General features: G+C 31.6%; 12 protein-coding genes. 8 read left to right on the top strand and 4 right to left on the bottom strand.

The annotated features are described in order from the left end of the window. The first annotated feature begins 22 nt into the window (after positions 1-22). Entirely contained in the window at positions 23-292 is a 270-nt protein-coding gene (locus tag WDZ98_RS02325; RefSeq protein ID WP_368057958.1) for a hypothetical protein, read from the top strand. Here the strand turns inward: WDZ98_RS02325 and WDZ98_RS02320 are convergent. Then, positions 285-1112, bottom strand: a complete 828-nt coding sequence (locus WDZ98_RS02320) for a hypothetical protein (protein ID WP_368057960.1) — start codon at positions 1110-1112, stop codon at positions 285-287. The two genes, WDZ98_RS02325 and WDZ98_RS02320, sit on opposite strands and share 8 nt — an antisense overlap. A gap of 30 nt (positions 1113-1142) precedes the next feature. Further along, on the bottom strand, positions 1143-1298 hold the full coding sequence (locus WDZ98_RS02315) for a hypothetical protein (protein WP_368060912.1): 156 nt from the start codon (positions 1296-1298) through the stop codon (positions 1143-1145). A gap of 233 nt (positions 1299-1531) precedes the next feature. On the opposite strand from WDZ98_RS02315, the gene WDZ98_RS02310 reads away from it, so the two are divergent. The 3 genes from WDZ98_RS02310 (at position 1532) to WDZ98_RS02300 (ending at position 2924) form a co-directional block, all read left to right on the top strand. Beyond that, on the top strand, positions 1532-2041 hold the full coding sequence (locus WDZ98_RS02310) for a resolvase (protein WP_368057964.1): 510 nt from the start codon (positions 1532-1534) through the stop codon (positions 2039-2041). Positions 2042-2091: 50 nt separating this feature from the next. Further along, positions 2092-2541: a hypothetical protein gene (locus WDZ98_RS02305; protein ID WP_368057966.1), complete on the top strand. Its 450-nt coding sequence runs from the start codon at positions 2092-2094 to the stop codon at positions 2539-2541. Positions 2542-2612: 71 nt separating this feature from the next. Continuing rightward, on the top strand, positions 2613-2924 hold the full coding sequence (locus WDZ98_RS02300) for a hypothetical protein (protein WP_368057968.1): 312 nt from the start codon (positions 2613-2615) through the stop codon (positions 2922-2924). A gap of 292 nt (positions 2925-3216) precedes the next feature. Here the strand turns inward: WDZ98_RS02300 and WDZ98_RS02295 are convergent, their stop codons facing one another. Further along, positions 3217-3591: a hypothetical protein gene (locus WDZ98_RS02295; RefSeq protein ID WP_368057970.1), complete on the bottom strand. Its 375-nt coding sequence runs from the start codon at positions 3589-3591 to the stop codon at positions 3217-3219. A 104-nt stretch (positions 3592-3695) separates the two neighbouring features. Here WDZ98_RS02295 and thrC point away from each other — a divergent pair, with 104 nt between their 5' ends. Next, positions 3696-5033: a threonine synthase gene (gene thrC / locus WDZ98_RS02290; RefSeq protein WP_368057972.1), complete on the top strand. Its 1338-nt coding sequence runs from the start codon at positions 3696-3698 to the stop codon at positions 5031-5033. Between the two features lie 146 nt (positions 5034-5179). After that, positions 5180-6433 (top strand): hemolysin family protein, encoded by a 1254-nt coding sequence (locus WDZ98_RS02285; protein ID WP_368057974.1) that lies wholly within the window; start codon positions 5180-5182, stop codon positions 6431-6433. Positions 6434-6435: 2 nt separating this feature from the next. Here WDZ98_RS02285 and WDZ98_RS02280 read toward each other — a convergent pair whose 3' ends face one another. Further along, complete coding sequence (locus WDZ98_RS02280) at positions 6436-7485, bottom strand: type II glyceraldehyde-3-phosphate dehydrogenase (RefSeq protein ID WP_368057976.1); 1050 nt, start codon at positions 7483-7485, stop codon at positions 6436-6438. A 128-nt stretch (positions 7486-7613) separates the two neighbouring features. Between WDZ98_RS02280 and WDZ98_RS02275 the strand changes: the two genes are divergently transcribed. Further along, positions 7614-9434, top strand: coding sequence for a glycosyltransferase (locus tag WDZ98_RS02275; RefSeq protein ID WP_368057978.1), 1821 nt, complete (start codon positions 7614-7616; stop codon positions 9432-9434). A gap of 2 nt (positions 9435-9436) precedes the next feature. Next, on the top strand, positions 9437-11936 hold a 2500-nt coding region (locus tag WDZ98_RS02270), incomplete at its 3' end, for a polysaccharide deacetylase family protein (protein ID WP_368060910.1).

Below are 11936 nucleotides of genomic sequence, written 5' to 3'. Positions count from 1 at the left end.
ACTAAATGAGGGAATTTTTTGTGTGCCTGAATGCAACGAGTGTAAAAAAATTGTATGGCCTCCCACAGAATTTTGCAATAATTGTTTTGGCAATGTATCTCTAAAAGAAGGGAATTTTGAGGGGAAAATCATTGAATTTTCAAGTAAAAACAACCAGTATTTTTGCATAGTTGAATTTGAAAAAACTGTTAGATTAATTGCAACCATTCCAAAAATCCCTGATATCGGACAATCTGTAAAAATGTCAAAATGTGGAATATCAGAAGGAAATTATTTTTTTGAAGTCAGTTAAATTCAGTATAGATGTATGGTGTTTCTACCGTTTGATCAAATGTCCAAATTGTAGGTAGAGATACAGTATCAATTATTTTTAAGTTGTGTTTTTCAATTAAGGAACTCCATCCGCCATTTTCTAAATTCCCCGATAATTGTCGCTTGATATGAGTTCCTGCAAAGACAATGCAGGTATTGTTTTTCAGCTCTGAATTAGAGTTAATTTTTTCTATGATGCTTGTCGCCAAAATATCCCCTCCCATTTGAGGAAGTCCTCCGATGAAAAAAACTGGCTTGTCTAATTTTAGTTGAGAATAATCAAACTCTAAAGCATCTGCACATTTTGGATAAAAATTTTGGTTTGTGGATTTACAAATAATATCTTGTAACCCTACCAACACATCATCAATTTCAATACTATGAGTTGTTTGTCCTAAAATGGTGCCACAAAATGCTATTCTCCCATCTCCAGAACCAATATCTACTAATTCAGTATATCCTAATTCTTTAGCAATACTAGTCATAACAAATGCAGACATTATCCAAGTAGGGTAAAATGGCTGACAACTTGAACCGTGTTTGATACTGTTTAACCAATACTCGTTGATGTCTCCTTCATACACAGTACATAATGTTCCTTCAATATTTTCTTCATAGTGATTAAGATAGATTGGATTTTTGTGGGCAAAATCATGAAGTAGTTGTAAATGTGACGGAGACAATGGAAATTTTTCTGAAACAAATGATGGGATTATCTCTTGAATGTGTGCATTTCTAGAATAATTCTTTGCAAAACTCTGCTTTACATGAACAAGATTCTTTACAAGTTCATCAAACATAGTTTTTTACACTGGCTGGGTTTGATAAACTCATTGTACGTTTTCATTATCCCTTAATGTTAAAAAAGCAACTTCTTGTTCTATTTTTTTTATCTGATCAATCGTGGTTGTTTGTAATCTTTCTATGCTTTTAATCTCATCTTTAAAAGGATCCATTATTAATCTAAAATCCAAATGTTTCAACATGTTTAGATGGTGATTCCTCCGTTCTAGGAGTTGTTTTATTAATATCTCAGATTCCAATATTAACATTAACTGTATCTTTTTAGATTTTAAAAGGTTAAGATGATCACTATGCTTGTGTAGTATTTTGTTGAGTTATTGTATAATTACCTAGTCTACTAAACAAGAATAGAAAATATATGGTATTGAGATCAAACTTTACTTCATTAACCGTTACGACGCAAAAGAGTAATGTAATGACTAAAAATCAAAAAATAGCAAGAACTCGTAGACAACGAGGTTATCAATGGGAAGACACTATTGTTAAACGATTTAACAGCATAGAAAACTGGAAAGCATTTAGACTAGGATCTCCCAGTATTGCGTTACCTGATGTATTAGCTGTAAATACAGATGCCAGTACAATATTTACAATTGAAGCAAAGTCTGGAACTAGTACATCACTTCCAGTTCCTGCAGACCAAATTGAACGATGTTTGTCATGGATTAAGACATTTGACATATACAAAAAAAGAAATGTCATACTTGCATTCAAGTTTCTCTCAAAGAAAAGAATAGGGGTTGGAGAATACGAAAGTAGAGAATTACGCGAATTCTTCAAAATATGGGATGAATCTATGAAAATTACTGACTGTGTGTGCACTTATGAGGGTAAATTCTTTGCCAAGACGGATGACGGCAGAGAAGAGATATACTTGAAAGAATGTGTAATGCCATTTAAAACAAAACAGCGAACTAGTGCCTAATTTACAAATTTTTCAAATCATTTTTTAAGGATAACGACTCTATAACTGTGATGTCGGAAGACGATACTGAGATAAAAACAACTGAAAAGAATTCAGAATCATTGTTACAAACAATTTCTGATGCAGAAGTTAGTTCAAGAATTAGTTTTGAAGAATTTACTGATGAAAGGATACTGATAAGCCATGATGCATTTGGAAAAAAACAGATGAAAATCAAGATCTTAGAAGTATCTGATGAAACTCCTGTATTGAAATGGAAGTTCGGTGATCGTGTAAAGGTTACAAAAATCTTGGTGACCGTTAAACATCTTACAACACAACAAGTTGAAGAGGCTGAATTTGACATAGAATCTATTGAAAGAGAATTAGCTGAAAAAAGACACTACACATCAACAAATAGATGGATTCCAGTAGAGGATATTAAAAATGGGTATGTGGTAGGTTCAAAACATACTAGGTTGATCAGTGACGCCTCGGCTCTAGATTATATTGTATTTTGATTATAATCACATGTAACATCATTATTTTACTCTGAAAAACATTATAAACAAAAAGAGATTGAAAAATCAATATGAGTTTGAAAGAATTTGATGTGAATGGAACTGATTACAGAATAGTATTAACCGAACAAGTGATCAGCCATGTAAACAATCTCAAAGATCTTTATAATGCCGCATATGAGGATCCTGAAAGTTTTGAAGATGTCAGTGCGGAAATTTCAAGTACAATAAATGAAATTGCGAGTACGATTGAACCGGCAGCCGAAGATAGTGATTTAGATGGAATCATACAAGAGATTATCAAAGCTGTCGACAATAAAGCAGAAGAGATTAAAAAAGAATTAGAAGGAAAACCAGAAAAGAAATCAAAATCAAAAAAATAATCCTATTTTGACCTTAAACTCATAAAAAATTAGTGGATAAATTATATTCTTAATACAGTAATTATGATCATGTCAAAAAGTTGTGAATGTGGTATTTGTGGTCACCATAGTGAATCTGAATGCATTGAGAAAGAATGCAAATGTTGTTTAAATTTTCATGAAAGATCTGGACCTAAAAGAAAATAATCATTAAATCATCTGGCTTTATAGCAACTACATTTTTTGGAAAGATGTCTTGAACAACCAAACAATCTGTGATCTTGGCATCCACATAACATACATTTTTTATCAGTCATAATTTCTCAATCAAATCTCCAACATTGTCCATCATTTTTTGATCATCTAACGCTTCAATTATTTTTAATCTCATATTTTTTAGTCTATAAGTATCATCAGAATACAAAGGTGCCATAGTTTCAATCTCTTTCTCAAAAAAATAGTTTTCTAAATAATGCTTTAACTTGACTTTTACTTTTTTAAAATCAGATAAAGGGATGGCATACTCGTCAATATTATTACAAACAACTTTGATAAATCCATTTATCTTTAGCATCTCTTTCTTAATTTTATCAAGATCTCCGGGGTTATCTTGAATTTCATTAAGAATTTTATATGAATCAAGTATTTGCAAAAGAATATTTTTTAAATGTTCAGTATGTGGGACCATATCAAGTTTTTAGATCCATCTAATCTAAAGTTTAGGAAAAATAGCTTGACTTGTCTAAAAATTACACATTTGCTTTAAATTATCACCGATTAAGTGTAATTACGATGCAAGGTGATGCTTATCTCAAGTGTACTGATCCTCAATGTGGGTTAGAATATCCAATTGAAAGCACCAATGTGCAATGTGAAAAAGGTCATTTGTTAGATGTAAAATACAAGAAAACTCCACCTGTCACATTAAAACAAGTTTTTTACAAAAGACGAGATTTTGAAAGTAGTATTTTTAATGAAAGTGGGGTTTGGAGATTTAGAGAACTACTTAATTTTTGTCAAATTGATACTGAAAATTTTGATGAATGTGCAAAATATCTAGTATCTCTTGATGGAGCAGAAGGGAGACAATCAAAACCATACCACATGTCAAAAGCTGCAGAGTTTATGGGTATTTCAAATGATAAAGTATGGCTACAGCCTGAAGGATACAATCCAAGTGGATCATTCAAAGATAATGGGATGGCTACAGCTGTTACTCATGCAAAGATGGTTGGAGCAAAAAAAATTGTTTGTGCATCCACAGGCAATACATCTGCATCAGCTGGTATGTTTGCAGCAAACGAAGGAATAGATTGCGATGTATACATACCTGCAGGGCAAATAGCTCCTGGAAAACTTAGTCAAGCATATCAATTTGGAGCTCAAATTATAGAAGTTGATGGAAATTTTGATGACGCATTAAAACAATCTCTGGATGACGCACAAAACCATGGTGGATATACTGTTAATTCTATCAATCCATTTAGAATAGAAGGACAAAAAACAATTCCATTTAGAGCATTAGAATATTTGAATTGGGAATCTCCAGATTGGATCGTGTATCCTGGAGGAGCACTTGGAAATACATCTAGTTGTGGAAAGGCTTTGATGGAATTATATGAATGGGGATGGATTAAAAAAATTCCTAGAATTGCAGTTATAAATTCAGAAGGAGCAAGTACATTATCTGATTTGTATAATGGGAAATTTGAAGGTGAAGAACTTCGATGGAATAAAGGTAAACCAAATGTGGAGTTGATATCACGATATTATGATCATTTGGATAATGAAGGATTACGACCAAAAACAAAAGCAACTGCAATTCAAATTGGTAGACCTGCAAACATTTTGAAAGGTTTACGTGCATTAGAATTTACAAACGGTGTTGCTACAACTGTATCTGATTCAGAAATGTTAGATGGTATGTCTGTTGTAGGTCTAAATGGATTTGATTGTGAAATGGCATCAGGCGCATCAGTTGTTGGAATAAAAAAATTAAAGAGTGAAGGAATTATCAAAAATGATGATGTTGTTGTAGGGATTCTTACAGGACGACAAAAAGATGCAATGTTGCCTGTCGAATATCATAACAATCCTGCAAATAAATTTGCAATTCCTCCTAAAAATTAGGTAGTGTTTGGGTTCAAATCTTAAAAACAATTTTTGAATCTTAAGAGTTAAATTCATGTTTTATAGAAACATTACAACCAAAAGATGGTGCAAAAAAACTAGATGATTAACGAGTATAATCCTAATGGATTTTTGAGGAGAATACGATGGTAGAATTATGGATGTCAATTGTAGCGTTAGCTGGCTTGATTGGCTTATCGGCGTTTTTTAGTGGATTAGAAGTATCGTTAGTAGGTACAAGCCAAGCTACTGTGGAACAGCTAGTAAAACAAAAAAAACGAGGGGCAAAAGCACTTCAGAAATTAAAATCAAATCCAGGATGGATGTTGTCTGCAGTAAATCTTGGAAACAATTTAGTAAATGTCGGTTCATCTGCATTAGCTACCGTAATTGCAATTGAATTGTTTGGTGATGAGGGATTAGGAATTGCGATAGGAATAATGACGTTTTTACTTATTATTTTTGGTGAGGTCACTCCAAAAACATATTGTAACGCAAATGCAACCAAAATCGCACTTCGCTCAAGTGGAATTCTAATGATGTTCAGTTATGCTACTTATCCGATTGTTTGGATTTTAGAAAGAATTACACGCATAATGATCAAAATTACAGGAAGTGGCTATTACCCACCAGCGTTAACAGTAAATGAACTCAAAGGCATTATTGATCAGGGACATAGAGATGAAGCAATAGAAACACATGAACGAGATTTAGTTCACAGAGCATTAGAATTTGATGATATAGTAATTAGAGCTGTAATGACCCCTAGAACAAAAATGCAGATGCTTCCTGCAAAAATGTTGTTGTTTGAAGCACTACCAATAATCAATCAAAATTCACATTCAAGGATTCCAATTTATGGTGAAACTCATGATGACATAGTAGGATTTATTCATGTAAGGGATGTCCTTAGAGAGTTTGAGTCAGACAACAAAATGAAAACATTAGAACAGATTGCACGAAAACCAGTATTTGCATCGCAAGAAAAAATGGTTAGTTCATTATTAAAAGAAATGAAAGGTAGAAAAATCCACATGGCCATAGTAATTGATGAGCATAATGGGGTAGAAGGATTAGTCACATTAGAAGATCTTATTGAAGAAATTATTGGGGATATAGAAGATGAAACAGATCTTCCGACGTCAGTTGATCATCAATCAATAGACAAAGATACAATCATAACAAATGGTGAAATCAAAATTGAAAGAATTAATGAGATTTTTAAATCGGAATTGCCTGAAGGCGATGATTATAGTACACTGAACGGGCTATTACATGAGCAATTACAAGATATCCCTCAAGAAGGAGATAAAATAGAAATGGATAACATAAGAATAGTTGTTGAGAAAGTAAGAAAAAACATTCCTGAAAAAATTAGAATAGAGCGAATTAAGAGATAAAATTATTGTTTAGCAAAATACTCTTGTAATTTTTGCTTTTTTTCATTCATATGAAATATAGATTCCGTATGTGTAAAAGAATCTTCATATGACCTTCCAAAAAGCATTGCTTGCATCAACATGTGATTTTCAGGAATCACGATTCCAGTCTGATCATCGGAATACATCATTTGTACGGTATCTCCAATTGAAGTAGTCATGTTTGCATGAATGTGTATCATATTGGTATCTACAAAATGAAATCCCATGTTTTGAGCACAATCTCGAATATCTTTTGTTCCCTTTGCAGTCCATAGTATTGCCACTCCAAATTCATTTGTAAATATTTCATGAATCTCAGATGGTTTTGGTGCCGTGTTTTTAAATCGTATGTCCATTATGTGCAAATGCATTTGTCTTGTAGGTACTTTAATGGCTCGTACATATAGAGGAGCATCTTTGCCAAAATAGAGTTTGACATCATCCCCATGATGAGGCTTCTCAGTCATTTCAATAGTGTCTGAAATCTTTTTTTCAGTTTGCTCAATGTCAGCCCAACGCCTGACAAGAGTCACATCAAATCTTACTATTTGATCACGAAATTTATTTCGTAAAGGCTCCAATATTCTTCCCATTCCAGTTACATTACAGCTTCCTTGCATAACATGATGTTTTCCTAATGCTTGATTGTAATTTACTCTAGAATTAAACAGTAAATCAGATACAGATTCTGAACCCATTGTGGACTCTCCTCCCTGATAAATTGCAGATATGTTTTTTGGTTCATATAGATTTTTCTTGTTTTTATACCCATGACCGCCAGGGGAAGCGTCAATAACTAAATCAGATTTATCTAGTGCAGATTCAATAGAGCCTGAAATTTTATAATCTGCAAAATCTGCCAATTTGTTTTCTGGAACATATACGTCAAAACCCTTTGAGATAGCTTCGCTAACTTTTTCATCTGGAGAATACTTCCCAATACCAACTACACTAATTTCAGGATCGTCTTTTAGAAAAGAAACAATTCTACTTCCAATAGAGCCATAACCATTAACGAAAATTTTCTTCATAAATTCAATGTATTTACCCCATTTATTTATCTCATGCAGGAAACGTTGCTCAAAAAAATAGACTGAAAGGAAAACTTTCATGACGAACTCACATATAATGACAGATCAGGCATTAACAATTATAAAAATTGGATAGAAATTACCTTATTACCAAACTAGCAGATGCCATAGAACAATCAAAAGGCGATGAAGGTAGAAATCAATATTTACTAAAAAGACTAAGACAGAATAAAGAAATCATAAATTCAGATAAACTATATTTGCAGAGAATTTTAGATATTGAAATTTTAGACATAAAATACGAGCAAGTAAAAGAGCAATATGTTTCAAAAGACAAATCAGTATTTCTAAATCCTAACATGGTAAAATGTAAGACTTGTCAAAAAGAAATTAATCTAGAAGAAAAATCATTAAGATACAACAATAACTGGTATCATGGAAATTGTATCACAATAAATGTAGAAAAAAACACAATCGATTCAACTGAATTACAAAACATTGTAAAAAAGAAAGTAGATTTAGTTCAAGTTGGTTTGACTGTCACAATAGTTGGTTTTCTAATACTAAGTGTTTTTTTCATTTTAGGTCCAATCAGTATGATTGCTATGGGCATTGGAGGTGTAATCACATTGTATCATGTTATAGGGGCAACTGGCAAAATGTATTCAAAAAATAAACCAGGAAAACGCGCACCTTCTGTATTTCTAATATTTCTTTTAGGTTCACCTTTCATTATAGGTACAATGATTGCTTATGAGGGTTATACATTATTAGAATCCCCAGTAAGAATAATTTTGTTGTGGGCATTAACAATTTCATTTTGGTCTACAATGCTTTTTGTTCCAATGGCAGTTGTAAGTAAATACAGAGAAGATAATCAAAAAGATGTTAAAACATTTCCAAAAATATCTGTTGTGATTCCAGCATACAATGAAGAAAAAGTAATTGCAAACACAATTGAAGGATTATTGGAAACAAAATATCCAAACAAAGAAATAATTTTTGTGGATGATGGTAGTACAGATTCAACATTAGCAATTGCATCAAGATACAAAGAGAAAATCCATGTTCTTCATAAAGAAAATGGTGGAAAGGCAACTGCATTAAATTATGGAATGGTGTATGCCAAAGGAGAAATTATTGTGATTGTAGATGCAGACACAATTATTGGAAGAAATTCATTAAAAGAGATTGTCAAAGGATTTGAAATTGACAAACATGTGGCTGCTGTAGCAGGCAATATTAGAGTTAGAAACAGAATGAATGTATTAACTAAATGTCAAGCATTAGAATACATCACAGGAATCCAAATAATACGAAGAGCTTTTGATATATTTGGTTCAATAACCATAGTTCCTGGAGCATTAGGTGCTTTTAAAAAATCATTTTTAATAGAAGCCGGAGCATATGGTAAAGACACTATTGTGGAGGATTTTGATCAAACGATAAAATTGTTAAAGGCAGGATTGATCACTCAAGGAAGCAGCAAAGCTACAGCATACACTGAAGCTCCAAATACGCTGAAGGATTTTGTGGCACAGAGAAAACGATGGTATAGAGGAAACATTCAAGTTCTAAAAAGACATTCAGATGCTTTGACAAATCCAAGATTTGGTTATTTACAGAGATTGTCATTACCATACTTGTTCTTAGGAATGGTAGTAACCCCAATAATTGGATTTATTGCAACTGCAAATGCAATACTAGGTATAATACTAGGAGATGGATTATACATTTTACAAATTTCTATGATATTTGTTGTTGTACATTACCTGATGACAGCGTTAGCATTACGAATTGATAAGGAGGATCCGAAATTATTATGGCATGCAATATTCTTAGTATATGGATTCAAGCAAATTATTGACTTTTTACTACTAAAAGCAATTATAGAACAATTGAGAAATAAGAAAGCTACTTGGACAAGTGCAAAAAGAATAGGAGTGTAAATATGAAATCAGGTAAATTCACCATAATAGCAATTATCATATTTTCCATCACATTAATGATTTCAATTGAAAATGCATATGCTGACAAAACTATTGAAGTCGAAATTAAATATACTAATGACGATAGAGTAGACCATAATGAAATAAAATTACTGGTTTATCAAGATTTTAACAATAAACCAATGTTAGAGAAAACATTAGAAAGTAATCCTGACTTTATTACAGTTCCTGAAAATCACAGATACAAAATTGAAGTTTTTGTTAATGGGATGTATGGTGATGTAGGCTATGTTCAGTTAAACAATAATCCTGAAAAACTAATCATAAACATACCACTATCAGGAGGAGTACAGTTTGGAGTCTTTTATAAAAATGGGCAGGTACCAATTAAGGATGCTACTGTAATTATCAAATCTCATGATAATTCAGAATGGCGAAGAGGTACAACTAACGATCAGGGAGAAACGATCAGATATTGGGTTCAATCAACTTCTAAGCAAGGAGATCACTACATTGCAGATGTTTATTTGGGAGAATTATTTTTAAAATCTTATTCTCCAATAAAATTACTTCCAGGAATTGCAACTGATCAAAAAATAGTTACAGCGATTCCAGAGTACGTTGAAAATTTAATTTCAATAAATTTGTATGATGGGTCAAAGTTAATCACATCTACAGACGGAGAATATAATGTAATTTTAAAAAATATTAGAGAAAATAATGAAATTACATCAAAGATAAATTTTAGAGGCGATGCACAATTTTCAAATCTAAAATCAGGAACTTATACAGTAATGATCAAAACAAATAACGAAAATGAGAATAGATTATGGCCTCAAAATAATATTCATGTGATTGGAGATTTAAACAAATTTAATATTTTCAAGTTCACTGAAGAGATTTTAGATGAAGAAAACCCATTTAGAAATTGTAATTGTATATCATTTAGATTAGATGATGTTCAAGATTATTGGCTATCAGAGACACAAATAGAACTGATAAATCTATTTACCGAAAAAAATATTCCATTATCTATTGGAATCATAGGCAATCTTATTGGATCTGATCAAAAAATAGTATCTGTAATTAAAGACAGTTTAGATAAAAATGAAATCGAGATTGTAAATCATAGTTGGAATAATGAAGCACTAACAAATCTGAGCAAGGATATTCAAGAAAAATATGTTGTAGATACAAACAAGAAAATTTTAGAAATTTTTGGCGTTGAATCAACATCGTTAATACCTCCTCAAAATTTGTATAATGAAGATACAGTTGAAATACTAAAGAAGAATGGGTTTTCACATCTGATATCACATATTATTACAAATAATCAGACATATTTTGATGATGGATTTTACATTGTTCCCGCTACAACAGAAACTGGAGTTTTGATTAATGGTATTGATTGGGTATTAAATGAAAAAGAACAGATTACAGAAGAGATCATCCAAAGTTTGAACAAAAGAGGATACGCTATAGTCATGTTACATCCTCAAGAATTTACAATAAAAAATAACGATACTTATGGAGATCCAAACCAAAGTGCATTGTCAGAATTAAGTGAATTATTGGACGAAATTTCTCAATTAGACTCATCATTAGTCAAAATTAGCAATGTAAAAAATTTCCCTCCTGTAATTGAAAATAAAACTACAGTGGACAATAAAACAGATACTCAAATTGATACAGTTACAAATGAAAAAACTATTGACACATGCAAATGTGTATCTTTCAGATTAGATGGAGTTCAAGATTATTGGTTAAATGAAGTTCAAATGGAAATTATGAATACATTTATTGAAAATAGAAAGCCATTGACAGTAGGAATTATAGCCGATGCATTTGGCGAAGATCAAAAAATAACAAATTTTATGAAAGAAAATATTGTAAAAAATGGAAAATATTTGGAAGTGGCTACAAAAGGAATTGGATTGACACCATATAGTAACTATAATAAATCAGAACAAAATGAAAATCTGAAAAATTCAATTGAATTTATAAAAACAACATTAAATGTAACTCCTCATATTTTCCTTCCTCCAAATAATGTTATTAATTCAGATACAATGATGATTTTAAAAGAAAATGGGATTACACATCTTAGTTCAAGTTTAATCAATGAATATGCACCTCCTTTTGAATTGAAAGGAAAAGAAATCTATAGATTTCCCCAAATAACATCTACTGGAAAATTTAATACTGTTGAAAATATCTATGAAGGAAGATCAACACAGCAAATTGTTGATGAAGCAGTTCAGGGAGTAAACAATTATGGATTTGCAGTTATTTCAATTCAGCCGCAAGAATTTTCTACAATAGTAAATTCTACATATACTAATTCTCCAAATCAAAAACAAATTGAAAATTTAGTAACAATAATTTCAATTTTGGAGGGGAAAGGATTCAAAATTGTTCCTATTGGAAAAATTGACTCAAATATCATTGTATTAGTGCCTGAATGGATAAAATCTAATGCAGGATGGTGGGCAGATGGTTCAA

Source organism: Candidatus Nitrosopumilus sp. (genome assembly GCF_040878665.1).
Taxonomy (GTDB): Archaea; Thermoproteota; Nitrososphaeria; order Nitrososphaerales; family Nitrosopumilaceae; genus Nitrosopumilus.
The sequence above is the reverse complement of the archived record's forward strand: the minus strand, read 5'-3'. Positions and strand labels throughout refer to the sequence as shown.